This is a genomic window from Pseudomonas imperatae, assembly GCF_057128625.1.
On record NZ_JBSKHP010000011.1, the window covers coordinates 25,982 to 41,550 of the forward strand.

The window sequence follows — 15,569 nt, forward strand, 5'->3', positions numbered from 1 at the left end:
GAGGAGACTGGCGCAGCCTCTTGTGCCGTGCCATTCTCACTCGGTCTGCCGCAGCGTAGAGCCTGCGGCGCCTTCGGCGCTGTTCCGGAAGAACAGCCCGGGCAATAACAACAAAAAACCGTCAAAGGGGCTTCACTATGCGCAAACCAGAACTCGCCGCCGCTATCGCCGAAAAAGCAGATCTCACCAAGGAACAAGCCAACCGCGTGCTCAACGCGGTGCTGGAAGAAATCACCAACGCACTGCACAAGAAAGACAGCGTCACGCTGGTCGGTTTTGGCACCTTCCTGCAGCGCCATCGCGGCGCCCGCACTGGCAAGAACCCGCAGACCGGTGAGCCGGTCAAGATCAAGGCCAGCAACACCGTGGCGTTCAAACCTGGCAAATTCCTCAAGGACAGCGTCAACCCGTAAACGGGAGCGCGTAAAAAAAGGGCCCTGCGGGGCCCTTTTTTCGTTGCTACCGAACCCCGTGGCGCGTTGAACGCCGTAGCCGCTGCCGAAGGCTGCGCTGGCCCTTGCCCACGCTGGAGATCTTCAGGGTACTCGAGGGCCAGCGCAGCCTGTCGGCAGCGGCTACAGGGCGTTACAGCAACTTGTCGCCATCGTCCAGCAGGTGGTCCAGCCCGCCCAGCTCGCCGCGCACCGCGTCGCGGGTCTTGAGCTTGGCCAGCGCCGCCTCGGGCAGGTCGGTGATGCGGATCACGCCCTTGCTGGTCAGCACCTGGATCAGGTCGTCGAGCACGCGGATCATGTCCATGTCGCTCTGGCGCAGCTGCTGCAAACGCCCCTCGATGGTGCCGCGGGCCTGCCAGGCCAGCACGTCGGGGTGGTCTTCGACGAGGAAATCTTCCGCCTGAGGGTAGGCAGTCTTCTCGGCGCGGATGATGTGACCGAGTGCATTGCGTTGCACGTAGTACATGGGGGCCCTCCTTGAGGTAACCGGTAACGTTCAACAAGCAGCTTAGGCTAGCTTGCCCAAAGCCGGTCTGCATTGCCATGGGCCAGCGCCGGGGGCGGCAACTATTTTTGCGCGGCCGCCGGGTTCTGCAAAAACACCACGTACCCCTGGAACCAAGGGCTACTGCTCAGGAAATCGGGCGTCTGCCAGTCGCCGCCCTGGATCAGCCCGACCTTGAACGGCAGGCCCAGGCGGCTAAGCCTGGGCAGATAGGCGGCGTAGTCGGGAATGCTGTGACGGCCCTGGTAGGTCTGCACCACCACTTCATCCACCACGCCGCGCAGTTGGCCGATGACCTGGGCATCGGCGTTGCTGCTCCAGTCCATCAGGCCGGTGATGCTCAGGCGGTAGTGGGCGGGAAGGCGCTGGCGCAGGTCGCGCAGGAAGGCCACGTATTCGTCGAGGTAGCGGGTGCGGGCGTCGAAATCGATCTGGATGCCCACCACCGGGTTGCCCGCTGTCACCCAGCGTTGCACCTGGCCGAACAGCTGCCGGTACACCTGGTCCGGCCAGTGCAGGGTATCGACCCGGTACGCCAGCCACACCTGGCCGGCGCCCAGCCGGGGCATGGCCATGCCCTGGGCGATCAGTTGCGCTGGCGCCTGGCGATTGCGCCGGGGCGTGGCCACCTGGCCCTGCAGGATGTACAGCGTGCGGGCGTGGGCCAGCGCCGGCTGGCTGGCCACCCCGCCCCACACCCAGAAGGCGTCGTGGTCGGCGGCGTCAACGGCGGCCTGGGCGCTGGCGGTTGCCGCCAGTAGCCACAGGGCCAGGCACCAGTGCTTCACCAGTAGTACTGCAGGGTCTTGCCCCAGGTGGTGTCGGCGTACCCGGCCTTCAGCTCGCGGAACCATTTCTTGCGCAGGGCCGGGGCAATGTCCTGGCTGCCGCAGCTGTTGTAGCCGCTGGGCGCATAGCAGTTGATGGCGCGGTACAGGGCGTAGGCGCGGTCGGTATGGCCGGCCTGCTTGTTGGCGATCACCTGCTGGTAGCCGTCGAGGCGCGAGTAGGCCGGGCCGTTGAAACTGCCTGGCTTGCCCTTGGCCTTGGCGGCGCGCTGGTCCATGGGCAGCGAGTCCAGGCTGTTGCGCAGCATGAATTCACCCAGGCAGTTGAGCGCCTTGGGGTCATTGGCGGCCTTTTGCAGCGCTGCGGCGGTGTCGGCGATGGCCGGGCAGCTGTAGCCCGAAGCAGCCTGGTCGCCCTGCCAGCGGAACATGGCCAGGCTGCGACCATCGCCGTAGACGAAGCCCAGGCTGTTGGTCAATTTTTGCTCAGGGGACGTTTGCGCTGGCAGCAGGCTCATGTCCTTGCCGAAGTCGGCGTACAGGCCACGGGTCAGGTCCTTGTACAGCAACACGAACAGTGCGGTGTCACGCTCGGTCTGGTCCAGGCCCTTGCTGACCTGGCGGCGCAGCAGGTCGGCGCTGGCGCTGCTGTACAGCATGATGTTGCGCAGCTGCGCGGCCTTGATCGGCGAGTCGTCGGCAAACACCTTGTCCAGCTGGCCGCTGGCCTGGTAATTGAGCGCCAGGGCCATCTCCAGCTGGTCGCGTTGCAGCGGTTGCTGGGCGGCGGGTAGCAGCTTCAGCCACAGCTGCGCCGCGCCGGGGTAGTCCTTCTTCTGCTCCAGGGCCAGGCCGCGCAGGGTCTGCTGGCTGAACGCCAGGTAGTCGAGCTTGGCCGGCACGTCGATGGGCACGGCGGCCAGGGTCGCGTCCGGGTCGTTGGTGATGTACAGCTGGTACACGCCCAGCAGATAGTCATGCAGGCCCGGTTGCTCGGCAAACAGCGGCTTCTGCGCCTGCAGTTCGGCCAGCGTCAGGGTGGGCAGGGGCTTGCCGCGCAGCTGCATCAGGTCCACCACCGCCAGTACCAGCGGGTCTCGCACCTGCCCAGGCTTGGCGCCGACCAACAGCTTGGCGTCGGCTTCGGTGATCAGCTGGTTCAGGTCGGTGTTGCGTTGCTGCGGCGTGGCCTGGGTCAGCTGCCAGGCGAAATCGGCGGCCAGCGCCTGCTGGTCGCCCGCCAGCCAGTGCACCCGGCGCAGCAGGCCGCGGGCCGAGGTGGCGTACTCGCCCTGTGGATAAGTTTCCAGGTAATGATTGAAGCCAGCGCCGGCCTGCTGCAGGGCGGCAGTGTCGACTTTCGCCAGGGCCACCATGCCGTATTCGTCGAAGGCGTTGGCTTGGGCGGCGTTCAGCGCGGTGCGGGCGCTCATGTACAGCGCCGTTTCCTTCACCCATTGCGCCGGGCTGCTGGCCAGTGCGGCGAACTGCGCCTGGGCCTGGTCGAAATGGCCACGGTAGAAGTTGGCGGCGGCTTGCAGGTAGCTGGCGAAGGTTTGCCCCTGGGGCGACTGCACGGTGGGCAGCAGGGCGGCCAGGTCGCTGTCACTCCAGTCACAGGCGCCCAGCATGGCCAGCCGCGCCTTGCCCAGGGCCTGGCGTTCGTCTGCCGGCAGGTCCTGCAGTTGTTTCAAGAACTCGCTGGCGCTGGCTTCGGCGTTGCTGCGGCACCGGCTGCCTTCGCCGCCCAGGAAGTTGTCGCCGGCCAGGGTTTGCGGGGCGGCGGGCAGGCCCAGCTGGCTGGTCAACTGGTCCAGGGCACGCGGGGCTGGCGCCGCCGTGGCGTCCGGCGCTGGTGCTGGCGGGCTGGCTGGCGTCAGGCGCGCCATGTCGAAGGGCACCGGGCCGTAACCTTCCTGGCGCTCCTGGTCAGTGATGCCCATGTCGGGCAGGGGCAGTGCGCCCTTGTCGGCCAGCAGCAGGCGCAGGTTCACCTGGCTGTCGTTGCCCGGCGACAGGAAGGGCAGGCTGTTGCAGCCACCGGCGAAGCCGTTCACGTTGAGCACCCAGGCCGGGTAGCAGGAATCGTCGCCGCTGGCGAAGGCCTGGGTGGCGAAGCCGGCGCTGATGGCCAGGGCAAGTGGGGCTAGCAGGCGGGTGCGCATTGATCGTCCTTAATCGCAGGTTCTGGGTGGCGGTGATGATACAACCGCCATCGGCGAGTGCGGCAAAATCCGGTAATAAAACAAAAATTCCAAATAAATTATTTATAGAAAAATAATTGATTTCGCCAGGGCGCCGTTCTAGCCTGAGATCACTCGAACGGCTTTCCTCCCGAAAGCCTGATCAAGCGGCCCACAACAACAAATCAGGAGCCATCATGACTTTGAACATCGGTGTCATCGGGACCGGCGCAATCGGCCGCGAACACATCCGTCGCCTGAGCTTCGCCCTCGCCGGCGCGCGGGTGGTGGCGGTCAACGACATCAATGCCGAGCAGGCGCGCGGCGTCGTCACCCAGTTGGGCATTGAGGCCGAGGTGTATGCCAGCGGCCAGGACCTCATCAACGCGGCCAACGTGCAGGCGGTGCTGGTGACGTCCTGGGGCCCCAGCCACGAAGAGTTCGTGCTGGCCGCCATCGCCGCCGGCAAGCCGGTGTTCTGCGAGAAACCCCTGGCGGTCACGGCCGAAGGCTGCCGGCGCATCGTCGAGGCGGAAATGGCCCACGGCACCCGCCTGGTGCAGGTCGGCTTCATGCGCCCATTCGACCAGGGCTACCGCGCGCTGAAGGAAGTGATCGACAGCGGCGCCATCGGCGAGCCGCTGATGCTGCACTGCGCCCACCGCAACCCCGAGGTGCCGACGGCCTATGGCACCAGCATGGCTATCACCGACACGCTGATCCATGAGCTGGACGTGCTGCGCTGGTTGGTCGACGACGACTACGTCTCGGCCCAGGTGGTGTTCCCGCGCAGCACCCGCAACACCCATGCCGCCCTGCGCGACCCGCAGATCGTGCTGCTGGAGACCGCCCGTGGCGTGCGCATCGACGTCGAAATTTTCGTCAACTGCAAATACGGCTACGACATCCAGTGCGAAGTGGTGGGCGAGCAGGGCATCGCCAAGCTGCCCGAGCCCACCAGCGTGCAGATGCGCAGCGATGCCAAGCTTTCCACCGGCATCCTGATGGACTGGAAAGACCGCTTCATCGATGCCTACGACGTGGAGCTGCAAGCGTTCATCAAGGGCGTGACCAGCGGCCACCTGGGCGGCCCCTCGGCCTGGAACGGCCTGGCCGCCGCCGTGGCCGCCGACGCCTGCATCCTGGCGCAGACCAGCGGCAACATCGAACCCATCGACCTGCCACCACGCCCCGCCTTCTACGCCGACTGAACCCTGGCCGTGGGAGCGGGCTCTGCCCGCGAAAGCCGCACCGCGCAGTCTCAGTCAGACCGTGGCGTTATCTTCGCGGGTAGAACCCGCTCCCACGACAGCAGCCCCGTAAGCGCGGTTACGGGGATTTTTTCGCCTGCGGAAACGCTGCTGTAACGCGCGCAACGGCACTGTTGCGTCTATAACAACAAGGCAGCCAGGCATTTGCGCCACGCCGCGAAATGTCTCGCCGCCACTATTGACGGAGGGGGATTCCTTGCCCGAATATAGATAGTTAGCAAACTATGAATATCGGTGTGTTCCTGTCCAAATGAATCTCGACAAGCTCCACCTCAATATCAGTAGTGGCATGGTCACGGCCGCCCGCCACTGGCGCCGCATCTGCCAGACCACCCTGGCCAACTACGGTATTTCCGAAGCCTGCGCGGTGCCGCTGCTGCTGATCGTGCGCCTGGGCGACGGCGTGCGCCAGGTTACCGTGGCCCATGCCGCCGGGCTTGAGAGCCCGTCCCTGGTGCGCCTGCTCGACCAGCTGTGCTCGTCAGGCTTCGTCATTCGCACTGAAGACCCTACCGACCGTCGCGCCAAGGCCCTGAGCCTGACCGCCACCGGCCGCGAGCTGGCCGAAGCCATCGAAGGCGAGCTGGTGCGCCTGCGCCGCGAGGTGCTGCACGACATCGCTCCCGCTGACCTGGAAGCCGCCTTGCGCGTAGTGCGGGCGTTCGAGGAAGCCGGGCAGGGCACGGCGGTGTCGCCGTCTTGAAAGCCTTTTTCAGTGATGTCCCGCCGCTGCGGGACTGGTTCTACGGTGTGCGTACCTTCATCGCCTCGATGGTGGCGCTGTACGTGGCCATGAAGCTGGAAATGCCACGCCCCTACTGGGCCATGGCCACCGTCTACATCGTTTCCAGCCCGTTCGTCGGCCCTACCACGTCCAAGGCGCTGTACCGGGGCATCGGTACCTTCGTCGGCGCCGCCGCGGCGGTGCTGTTCGTGCCCATGTTCGTGCAGACGCCGTTCCTGCTGGCGCTGATCGTCGCGGCCTGGACCGGCACCCTGCTGTTCCTGTCCCTGCACCTGCGCACGGCCAACAGCTACGCGCTGATGCTGGCCGGCTACACCATGCCGCTGATCGCGCTGCCGGTAGTGGACAACCCGACGCTGGTGTTCGACATCGCCTCGGCGCGCTTCCAGGAAATTTGCCTGGGGCTGATCAGCGCCGCCGTCATCGGCTCGATCTTCTGGCCACGGCGCCTGGCGCCGGTGCTCGGCGACGCCACGCGCAAGTGGTTCGTGGAAGCCACCACCTACAGCGATCGCTTCCTGTCGCGGGAAATCACCGCCACCGAAGTAGGCACCCTGCGCGCGTCCATGGTCGCCACCTTCAACTCCCTGGAGTTGATGATTGGCCAGATCCCCCACGAAGGCGCGCTGCCGCAGACCGTGCGCAACATCAAGGAACTGCGCGGGCGCATGATCCACCTGCTGCCCACCATCGACGCCCTGGACGACGCGCTGATCGCCGTGGAGCGCCGCACCGAGCTGATCGCCATCCTGGCGCCGGTGCTCGAAGACGTGCGCCAGTGGCTCAAGGAAACCAGGGAGAACGCCTCGCCGGCGTTGTGGACCCAACTGCACGCGCGCCTGGCCGAGCTGCAGCCCGAGCCCGAAGCCCTCGACGACCGTCGCAACCTGCTGCTGTCCAACGCCCTGTACCGCCTGGGCGAGTGGGTGGACCTGTGGCAGGACATGCGCACCTTGCAACTGGCCATCGAGACTGAGGACCAGTCGCAATGGCGCGCCGTGTACCGTCACTGGCGCCTGGGCCGGCTGTCGCCGTTCTTCGACCGCGGCATGATGATGTACTCGGCGTTCACCACCATCATGGCCATCGTCGTGGCGTCGATGATCTGGATCTTCACCGGCTGGGCCGATGGCGGTGGCGGGGTGATCCTCGCGGCCGTGGCCTGCAGCTTCTTCGCTGCCATGGACGACCCGGCGCCGCAGATCTACCGGTTCTTCTTCTGGACCCTGATCGCGGTGGTGATGTCCAGCCTCTACCTGTTCCTGATTCTGCCCAACCTGCATGACTTCCCCATGCTGGCGCTGGCGTTCGCGGTGCCGTTCATTACCGCGGCCACCCTGACCCTGCAGCCGCGCTTCAACCTGGGCATGATGCTGACGCTGGTCAACGGCGCCACCTTCATCAGCCTGGACACCGCCTACGACGCCAACTTCCTGTCCTTCCTGAACTCCAACATCGCGGGGCCTGCGGGCCTGCTGTTCGCGTTCCTGTGGACCCTGATGGTGCGGCCGTTCGGCACTGAGCTGGCGGCCAAGCGCATGACCCGCTTCAGCTGGCGCGACATTGTCAGCCTCAGCGAACAGGCCACCCTGGCCGAGCACCGCGCCATGGGCGTGCAGATGCTCGACCGGCTGATGCAGCACCTGCCGCGGCTGGCCCAGACCGGCCAGGACACCGGCGGCGCGCTGCGCGACCTGCGCGTGGCGCTGAACATGCTCGACCTGCTGGCCTACATGCCGCGCATTCCGGTGGGCCCGCGCGCCCAGGTGCGCCAGGTGGTGGACGAGGTGGGCGGTTATTTCCGCAACTGCCTGAAGGCCCGCGAACGGTTGCCCGCGCCCATGTCTATCCTCATGACCATGGACCGGGCGCGCCGGGCGCTGGCCCAGCAGCATGTGGGTGACGAGGCCGAGGCACGGGTGCAGATGCTGCACTCGCTGAGCGGCCTGCGCCTGGCGCTGCTGCCGGGTGTGGAAGTGGTGATCGAGCCGAGCGCAGCCCCAGAGCCGCCGACTCAAGGCCTGGATGGAGCTCCGTTATGATCGGTGAAATTGATGTAAGCGGGATCTTCCTGCCCACGCTGCTGGTGATGATGGCTATCACCTATGTGCTGTTCCTGATAGTGCACGGCGTGCTCAATCGCCTGCACTTTTATCGCCTGGTCTGGCACCGGGCCTTGTTCAACGTCGGTCTGTACGCGCTGATGCTAGGCGCGGTGGACGCACTCTGCCGAAACCTGATGACATGAAAAAACCCTTGTTGACCGTTGGCCGCCTTCTCCTGACCCTGCTGGTGGTGGTCCTTGCCACCGTGGTGGTCTACCGCATGGTGATGTACTACATGTTCGCGCCCTGGACCCGCGACGGCCACATCCGTGCCGACGTGATCCAGGTATCGCCTGACGTCTCCGGGCTGATCCAGGACGTGGCGGTGCACGACAACGAAGTGGTCAAGCGTGGCCAGGTGCTGTTCACCATCGACCAGGACCGCTTCAGCCTGGCCCTGCGCCAGGCGAAAGCCGCCCTGGCCGACCGCCAGGAAACCATGGCCCAGGCGCAACGCGAGGCGCGCCGTAACAAGGGCCTGGGCAACCTGGTGGCCAAGGAACAACTGGAGGAGAGCGACTCCAAGCTGGCCCGCGCCCAGGCCGCCCTGGCCGAGGCCCAGGTGGCCGTGGACACTGCCCAGCTGAACCTGGACCGTTCGGTGATCAAGAGCCCGGTGGATGGCTACCTCAACGACCGTGCGCCGCGTGCCCACGAGTTCGTGGCGGCCGGCCACCCGGTGCTGTCGGTGGTGGATAGCAGCTCGTTCCACGTCGACGGTTACTTCGAGGAAACCAAGCTGCCGCTGATCGAAGTGGGGCAGAAGGTCGACATCCGCGTGATGGGTGACAACGCCCGCCTCACCGGCCATGTGCAGAGCATCGTCGCCGGCATCGAAGACCGCGACCGCAGCAGCGGTTCCAACCTGTTGCCCAACATCAACCCGGCGTTCAGCTGGGTGCGCCTGGCCCAGCGGATTCCCGTGCGCATTGCCTTCGACGACGTGCCGGAGCACTTCCGCATGATCGCCGGGCGTACCGCCACGGTGTCCATCGTCGATGAGACCGGCCACTCCGCGGAGGCCGCTCGATGAACCACTGCGTGCGTCTTTCGGCGGTGGCCCTGGGGCTGCTGCTGTCGGCCTGCCAGATGGTGGGGCCGGACTACCACCGGCCCAAGGACGGCGCGATCAACCGCCCCGACCTGCAAGGCAGCCTGGCCACGGGCGACAGCAACGTGGTGTCGGCACCGGTGCCGCAGGACTGGTGGAAGCTGTACAACGACCCGCGCCTGGACCAGTTGGTGGGGGACGCGCTGGTGTCCAGCACCGACCTGCGCATCGCGGCCGCCAACCTCAGCCGCGCCCGCGTGCAAATCGAGGAAGCGCAGAACGCCGGTGGCTTCACCACGACCGCCGAGGCGGGGGCGCAGCGCTTGCAGGAGTCTGCCGAATCCTACCTGCAGGGCGTGAAGATCCCGGTGGCCAACGTCGGCAGCCTGGCGTTGACCACCTCCTATCAGTTTGACCTGTGGGGCACCTTGAAGCGCGGCGTCGAGGCCTCCCAGGCCAACGCCGACGCGGCCCAGGCCGCCGCCGACACCGCGCGCATTACCCTGGTGGCGGAAGTGGTGCGTTCCTACACGCAAATCTGCGCTGCCAACGAAGAACGGCATATTGCCCAGAAGTCTTTGGACCTGCAGATGCAGGGCGTGCAGTTGACCCAACGGCTGCGTGACGCTGGCCGTGGTGATGAAACCCAGGTGACGCGCACCCAGACGCAGTTCAAGTCGTTGCGTGCCGACCTGCCCAAGTTCGAGGCCCAGCGCCAGGCCGGGTTGTACACCCTGGCCATGCTGCTGGCCAAACCGGTCAACCAGCTGCCGGCGGGCATCGCCGACTGCGCCGAGCTGCCGAAGATCGCCCAGGTGATGCCCGTGGGTGACGGCGCCGCGCTGCTCAAGCGCCGCCCTGACGTGCGCCAGGCCGAGCGCAAACTGGCCGCCGCCACCGCCGAGATCGGCGTGGCTACCGGCCAGCTGTACCCCAACATCAGCTTCGGTGCCACCGTGGGTTCGGTGGGCTTCCTCAAGGACCTGGGCGAAGACACCGCCAACCGCTGGGGCTTCGGCCCGCTGATCACCTGGACCATCCCGGGCAACCAGGCCCGCGCCCGCGTGCGTGAATCCGAGGTGGCCACCCAGGCGGCCCTGGCGCACTTCGATGGCGTGGTACTGAATGCCGTGCGCGAAGCCCAGACCGGCCTTGCCCAATACACCGCCCTGCTGGAGCGCCGCGACGCCCTGGCCGACGCCGAGCAATCGGCCCGCCAGGCTGCCGACCAGACCCACCGCTTCTTCCTGGCCGGCCGCGAATCCTTCCTGGCCGACCTGCAGGCCACCAAGACCTACACCGACGTGACCGCCCAGCTGTCCGCCGCCAACACCCAGGTGGCGATGCAGCAGATCAACGTGTTCCTGGCGTTGGGTGGCGGTTGGGAAACCCAGCAGCATCAAACCACCCCGTAGCAGCCGCCGCCAGGCGGCGTCCCGGGCTTGCACCGTGGCGCTGCCGGACGCAGCCTTAGGCAGCTGCTACGGGGTGGTGGGGTGTCAGGGTTTGGCGGACAGGTCGGCCATGCCCTTGAGCAGTTCGATGGGCAGCGGGAAGACGATGGTCGAGGTCTTGTCGCCGGCGATGGCGCTCAGGGTCTGCATGTAGCGCAGCTGCATGGCGCCCGGCTGGCGGCCGAGCATTTCGGCGGCCTGGGCGAGTTTCTCCGAGGCCTGCAGCTCGCCCTCGGCGTGGATTACCTTGGCGCGGCGCTCGCGCTCGGCTTCGGCCTGTTTGGCGATGGCGCGTACCATGGATTCGTTGAGGTCCACGTGCTTGATCTCGACGTTGGCCACTTTGATGCCCCACACGTCGGTCTGCGCGTCCAGCACCTGCTGGATGTCCATGTTCAGCCGTTCACGTTCGGCCAGCAACTCGTCCAGCTCATGCTTGCCCAGCACCGCACGCAAGGTGGTCTGCGCCAGTTGGCTGGTGGCCATCAGGAAGTCCTCGACCTGGATGATCGCCTTCTGTGGGTCCAGCACGCGGAAGTACAGCACGGCGTTGACCTTCACCGACACGTTGTCGCGGGTGATGACATCCTGGGGCGGCACGTCCAGCACCACGGTGCGCAGGTCGACGCGCACCATCTGTTGCACCACTGGAATCAGGATGATCAGCCCCGGGCCTTTCACCTGCCAGAAGCGCCCCAGCTGGAACACCACGCCGCGCTCGTATTCACGCAATATCCGAAAGGTGGACAGCGCCAGCAGGAACAGCACCACCAGCACGGCGGTGTAGCCGATTTCGATGAACATGGTTCACGCTCCCGTGGGCGGTTTCGCCGCGGCCACTTCCAGCTGCACGCCGCGGCGGGCCAGCACCTTCACGGGCTCGCCCTGTTGCAGTGGGGCCTCGCAGCGTACCTGCCATTGCTCGCCTTGCAGCTGCACCCAGCCGGCGCAGGGGTTGTCCGATTGCAGCGCCGACACCGGCGTCACCTGGCCCACCAGTTCGCTGTCGCCACCCACCGGCCGCCGCCGTGCCGCGCTGATGGCCATGGCCAGCACCGTGATCACCAGCACCACCGCCACGGCCGCCATGGCCAACAACAGTGTGCCCGACACCGCGATATCCGGCCCCTGGGCATCCACCAGCACCACCACGCCCAGCAACAGCACCACCAGGCCACCCACGCCCAGCACGCCATAGGTCGGCAGCAGCGCTTCGATGGCCAGCATGACCAGGCCGAAAAGGATCAACCCGACTGCCGCCTGGTTGACGGTCAGCACAATCACAGCGCCCACATGAACCTCCGGGGTTGCCCCTCGACGCCAGCGTCAAAGTTACCTTTAATAAGAGTTTAGTTGACCCCGAGGGTACCCACATGGAATCGCCCAGCCATAGCCTGCCGGCCCTGTTCGATCAGCTGGGCCTGGCGTCCTCGCCGGTGGAAATCGAGCGTTTCGTCACCAGCCACTCGCCCCTCAAGCCCGGCCTGAAACTGCATGAGGCGTTCTTCTGGACACCTGCCCAGGCCGCCTTCCTGCGCGACGAAATCCTCGAGGACGCCGACTGGGCGGAAGTCATCGACCAGCTCAACGAACTGCTGCACAAAGTGCGCTGACCTTGCCGCTTATCCGCTGCCGCCGTGCTTTTGACTTTTGCAGGCAACACTCGCCGCAAGCTGTCCTATGCTCTGATTTATCGGGTTCCTGTGGTCTGTTCATGACCGCGCGGCGGTACTCACGCGGATTCTTTCAGTCATCACTGGCCCCGGGTCAATGGGATGATAATAACTATGAAAGATTCCTATGCTCCTGGCTTCTGGTGCGCCACCACGGCGCTCGGATTGATCACTGCCACCTACTTCTACGGGGTCGTCCAGGCCCATCAAATCGAGCAGGCCCTGGTGTTCTTCAATAGCGCGCTGGGCCTGATCGGCGTGCTGGCGATGGCGGTACTGGCCTGGTCGGCGCACGAAAACGCCCAGCTGAAAAAACGACGAGAAACCCAGGGCCACACCCTGGTACGCATCTGGGACACCAAGGTTGCCCTGCGCAAGGTCGAGACCGTGTTCGACCGTTATTTCTGGGGCAGCTACTGGCAACCCGGGCGCACCTTCCAGGAGGTGATGGGTGACCTGGCGGGCACGCCGCTGGAGAAATCCCTGGAGGCGCTGAAGCGCCAGTGCGAGGGGCTCGACGAAGAGATCCACGACAGCCAATGGCACTGGCTGGACAACGCCCGCGAGCTGTCCACCGTGGCCACGGCGCTGGCGCGCCAGCGCTACCTGTTGGACTTCTGCGACCCGCGCACCACCATCAAGGGTGGTGCGGTGGTGGACCGCGAGATGGAGACCCTGGTGTACACCTGGTCGGCCCGGTTGCGTGCGTTCGATCACCAGCTCGATGAGCTTGAGACCGAATATAACGTGTGATGCCTGACGCGGCCTTCGGCCGCTGCTACAGAGCGACGGTGCCGAAGGTTTGTAGCAGCGGCCGCAGGCCGCGTCCGGGGTTCAGAACCGATAACTCAAGGTCGCCGCCACGTTGCGCTCCTCGCCCACGTAGCAGAAGTTCAGGCTGGCACAGGTGGCCACGTACTTCTCGTTGGTCAGGTTGTTGGCGTTCACCCGCAGGTCCAGGCCCTTGAGGCCCAGCTTGCCCAGGTCGTAGCCCACCGAGGCATCGTAGAGGGTATAGGCCGGCACCTTCGTGGTGTTCTCGGCATCGGCCCAGCTGTACCCCACGTACCGCACGCCAGCACCCAGGCGCAGGCCATCCAGCGCGCCTTCGCTGAATTTGTAGTCCGCCCACATCGACGCCATCTGCCGCGGCGCCTGGGTGGGCGAGTTGCCCTTGTTCTCGATGAGGTTGTCGGCGGTGCTCAGGGTGCTGATCATCGACTTGGTGTACTTGAGGTCGGTGAAGGTGTAGCTGCCCAGCAGTTTCAGGTTGTCGGTGAGTTGCAGGTGCGCTTCCAGCTCCACGCCCTGGGAACGCACGGCGCCGATGGCGCGGTAGAAGTTTTCCTGGGGCAGCTTGGTGGCCAGGTTTTCCTGGTCGATACGGAACACCGAGGCGGTGTAGAGGTTGTCCGAGCCCGGCGGTTGGTACTTCAGGCCGGCTTCCCACTGGGTGCCGTCGGTGGGTGGCAGCGGGTTGCCGCTGGCGTCGGAGTAGGAGTTGGGGTTGAACGACTCCGAGTAGCTGAGGTACGGCGCGATGCCGTTGTCGAACAGGTAGAGCACGCCGGCGCGGGTGGTCAGCTTGCTGCGCTCGTCGCTGATGGTGGTGCCCAGCGGGCGGTTGTATTCGGCGATGCGGTTTTCATCCGAGGTCTTCACCCAGTCCTGGCGCACGCCCAGGGAGAAACGCCATTTGTCCAGCTCGATCAGGTCCTGCAGGTACACGCCGGTCTGCTGCAGGCGGCGCAGGTAGCTGGTGGGGCTGTAGTAGCTGATGGTGGAATTGCCGTACACCGGGTTGAACGCATCGATGGGCGCCAGCGAGCCGCTGGTCCAGTCGACCACGGTCTTGCGCCGTTGATAGTCCAGGCCCAGCAGGGTGGTGTGCTTGGCGGCGCCGGTGAAGTACTCGGCCTGCAGCATGTTGTCGATGATGAACGAGTGCAGTTTCTCGCTGGCACCCGAGTAGTAGCGGTTCAGCTCGTTGCTGCTGGGCGACACCCAGCCGTAGCCGTAGACCTGGGCCAGGTCGACCTTGGAGTCCAGGTAGCGGAAGTTCTGCCGCGCGGTGAAGACGTCGTTGAAGCGATGCTCGAACTGGTAGCCGAACGACTGCTGGTCGCGGCTGTAATGATCCACCCCAGGTTCGCCCTCGAAGAAGTGCTCGGAGATGCGCTGGCCATTGTGCTGGTGCAGCAGGCCGTCGGCAGGCAGGCCGCCGTGGTAGCCGCCCTCGGGGTCGTGCTGCAGGTAGGCCTGCAGGGTCAGCGAGGTGTCTTCGTCGAAGTCGATGCTCAGGGTGGGCGCGATGGCGTAGCGCTTTTCTTCGTTGTGGTCGAACTGAGTGTCGGCCTCGTGAGTAAGGCCGGTGACGCGGTAGGCAATGCGCTTGTCGTCATCCAGCGGGCCGCTGAAGTCGAAGCCCACGCCGTGCTGGCCTTGGGTGCCGACGGTGGCCTGGATTTCGTGGTAGGCCTCGTACAGCGGCTTCTTGGTGGTCAGCGCCACCAGGCCGCCGGGCGAGCTGCGGCCGTAGAGCACCGACGATGGCCCTTTCAGAATGTCGACCCGTTCCAGGAAATACGGGTCGATCTGCATGGTGCTGTAGGTGCCGCTGTCGCCCATGGACTTGAGGCCATCGATGTAGATGTTGTCCACCGAGCCGTCGTTGAAGCCGCGCATGGCCACGTAGTCGTAGCGGTGCGTGGCGCCGTAGGGGTTGGTCAGCACGCCGGGGGTGTAGCGCATGGTCTGTGACACGGTCTGCGCGCCCTGGTCGTCCATTTGCTGGCGGGTGACCACCGACACGCTTTGCGAGGTTTCCAGCAGGGCGGTGCTAGTCTTGGTGGCCACCTGGCTGTGGGTGGCGTTGTAGCCGTCCATGCTGCCCAGCGCGTTGCCCAGGGCAAAGCCACGGACGTCGGTGCTGGGCAGGGTCATGGCCTGGTCCTGGGTGGCTTGCAGGATGAAGCTGGCACCGTCGGCGCTGCTGGCGCGCAGGCCGCTGCCGGCCAGCAAGGTGCTCAAGCCCTGTTCGATATCGTAGCTGCCATGCAGCCCAGGGCTTTGCTTGCCCTGGGTCTGCGCCGGGGTGGCGGCCAGGGTGATGCCGGCCTGGCGGGCGAACTGGTTCAGCGCATCGCCCAGGTTGCCGGCGGCGATGTCATAGCTGCGGTTGGCGGCCTGGGGGGTGTCGACAGCGGCGGCGTGGACCGCCAGGGGCAGGGCGGCCAGGCCCATGGCGGTGGACAGCAGCAGGGAGAGTGCGGGGGTTTTGCCGGTCATGGTGCGGTTCCAAAGGGGCATGAACAGGTTGATTACTGTCCAAGCCGGTTG

The 15,569-nt window shown here is 65.8% G+C and carries 15 protein-coding genes; 9 read left to right on the plus strand and 6 right to left on the minus strand.

The window, feature by feature from the left end:
• Nucleotides 1–137: 137 nt before the first annotated feature.
• The gene (locus tag ACWKWX_RS15330; RefSeq protein WP_008366879.1) at nucleotides 138–413 is read left to right on the plus strand and encodes an HU family DNA-binding protein; all 276 of its coding nucleotides are present in this window, start codon (nucleotides 138–140) and stop codon (nucleotides 411–413) included.
• 172 nt (nucleotides 414–585) lie between these two features.
• Here ACWKWX_RS15330 and ACWKWX_RS15335 read toward each other — a convergent pair whose 3' ends face one another.
• The 3 genes from ACWKWX_RS15335 to ACWKWX_RS15345 form a co-directional block, all read right to left on the minus strand.
• Nucleotides 586–921, minus strand: a complete 336-nt coding sequence (locus ACWKWX_RS15335; protein ID WP_416421789.1) for a tryptophan synthase subunit beta — start codon at nucleotides 919–921, stop codon at nucleotides 586–588.
• Nucleotides 922–1,022: 101 nt separating this feature from the next.
• Entirely contained in the window at nucleotides 1,023–1,775 is a 753-nt protein-coding gene (locus ACWKWX_RS15340; protein ID WP_483828300.1) for a DUF3142 domain-containing protein, read from the minus strand.
• Nucleotides 1,745–3,913 (minus strand): PA5441 family protein, encoded by a 2,169-nt coding sequence (locus ACWKWX_RS15345; RefSeq protein WP_483828232.1) that lies wholly within the window; start codon nucleotides 3,911–3,913, stop codon nucleotides 1,745–1,747. The genes ACWKWX_RS15340 and ACWKWX_RS15345 overlap by 31 nt, the downstream gene beginning before the upstream one ends.
• A gap of 215 nt (nucleotides 3,914–4,128) precedes the next feature.
• On the opposite strand from ACWKWX_RS15345, the gene iolG reads away from it, so the two are divergent.
• The 6 genes from iolG (at nucleotide 4,129) to ACWKWX_RS15375 (ending at nucleotide 10,518) form a co-directional block, all read left to right on the plus strand.
• A complete protein-coding gene (iolG, locus tag ACWKWX_RS15350; protein ID WP_473005036.1) occupies nucleotides 4,129–5,142 on the plus strand; it encodes a bifunctional inositol 2-dehydrogenase/D-chiro-inositol 1-dehydrogenase in 1,014 nt (337 codons plus the stop codon).
• Between the two features lie 310 nt (nucleotides 5,143–5,452).
• Nucleotides 5,453–5,905: a MarR family winged helix-turn-helix transcriptional regulator gene (locus tag ACWKWX_RS15355; RefSeq protein ID WP_416421793.1), complete on the plus strand. Its 453-nt coding sequence runs from the start codon at nucleotides 5,453–5,455 to the stop codon at nucleotides 5,903–5,905.
• On the plus strand, nucleotides 5,902–7,989 hold the full coding sequence (locus ACWKWX_RS15360; RefSeq protein ID WP_473005037.1) for an FUSC family protein: 2,088 nt from the start codon (nucleotides 5,902–5,904) through the stop codon (nucleotides 7,987–7,989). The genes ACWKWX_RS15355 and ACWKWX_RS15360 overlap by 4 nt, the downstream gene beginning before the upstream one ends.
• Nucleotides 7,986–8,195: a DUF1656 domain-containing protein gene (locus ACWKWX_RS15365; RefSeq protein WP_416421795.1), complete on the plus strand. Its 210-nt coding sequence runs from the start codon at nucleotides 7,986–7,988 to the stop codon at nucleotides 8,193–8,195. The genes ACWKWX_RS15360 and ACWKWX_RS15365 overlap by 4 nt, the downstream gene beginning before the upstream one ends.
• Nucleotides 8,192–9,085: an efflux RND transporter periplasmic adaptor subunit gene (locus ACWKWX_RS15370; RefSeq protein WP_416421796.1), complete on the plus strand. Its 894-nt coding sequence runs from the start codon at nucleotides 8,192–8,194 to the stop codon at nucleotides 9,083–9,085. Before ACWKWX_RS15365 ends, ACWKWX_RS15370 begins: the two co-directional genes overlap by 4 nt.
• Nucleotides 9,082–10,518 carry an efflux transporter outer membrane subunit gene (locus ACWKWX_RS15375; RefSeq protein ID WP_483828233.1) on the plus strand — a complete coding sequence of 479 codons (1,437 nt, stop codon included), beginning with the start codon at nucleotides 9,082–9,084 and terminating at the stop codon, nucleotides 10,516–10,518. The genes ACWKWX_RS15370 and ACWKWX_RS15375 overlap by 4 nt, the downstream gene beginning before the upstream one ends.
• Nucleotides 10,519–10,602: 84 nt before the next feature.
• Here ACWKWX_RS15375 and ACWKWX_RS15380 read toward each other — a convergent pair whose 3' ends face one another.
• Together ACWKWX_RS15380 and ACWKWX_RS15385 are read right to left on the minus strand one after the other, a co-directional pair.
• On the minus strand, nucleotides 10,603–11,361 hold the full coding sequence (locus tag ACWKWX_RS15380; protein ID WP_416421798.1) for a slipin family protein: 759 nt from the start codon (nucleotides 11,359–11,361) through the stop codon (nucleotides 10,603–10,605).
• A gap of 3 nt (nucleotides 11,362–11,364) precedes the next feature.
• Nucleotides 11,365–11,850: an NfeD family protein gene (locus tag ACWKWX_RS15385; protein WP_473005039.1), complete on the minus strand. Its 486-nt coding sequence runs from the start codon at nucleotides 11,848–11,850 to the stop codon at nucleotides 11,365–11,367.
• A gap of 80 nt (nucleotides 11,851–11,930) precedes the next feature.
• Between ACWKWX_RS15385 and ACWKWX_RS15390 the strand changes: the two genes are divergently transcribed.
• On the plus strand, nucleotides 11,931–12,170 hold the full coding sequence (locus tag ACWKWX_RS15390) for a DUF2789 domain-containing protein (RefSeq protein WP_027980809.1): 240 nt from the start codon (nucleotides 11,931–11,933) through the stop codon (nucleotides 12,168–12,170).
• A 174-nt stretch (nucleotides 12,171–12,344) separates the two neighbouring features.
• Nucleotides 12,345–12,983, plus strand: a complete 639-nt coding sequence (locus tag ACWKWX_RS15395; RefSeq protein WP_473005040.1) for an NADH:ubiquinone oxidoreductase subunit N — start codon at nucleotides 12,345–12,347, stop codon at nucleotides 12,981–12,983.
• Nucleotides 12,984–13,064: 81 nt separating this feature from the next.
• On the opposite strand, the gene ACWKWX_RS15400 is transcribed toward ACWKWX_RS15395, so the two are convergent.
• Entirely contained in the window at nucleotides 13,065–15,518 is a 2,454-nt protein-coding gene (locus tag ACWKWX_RS15400; protein ID WP_483828234.1) for a TonB-dependent siderophore receptor, read from the minus strand.
• Nucleotides 15,519–15,569: the final 51 nt, after the last annotated feature.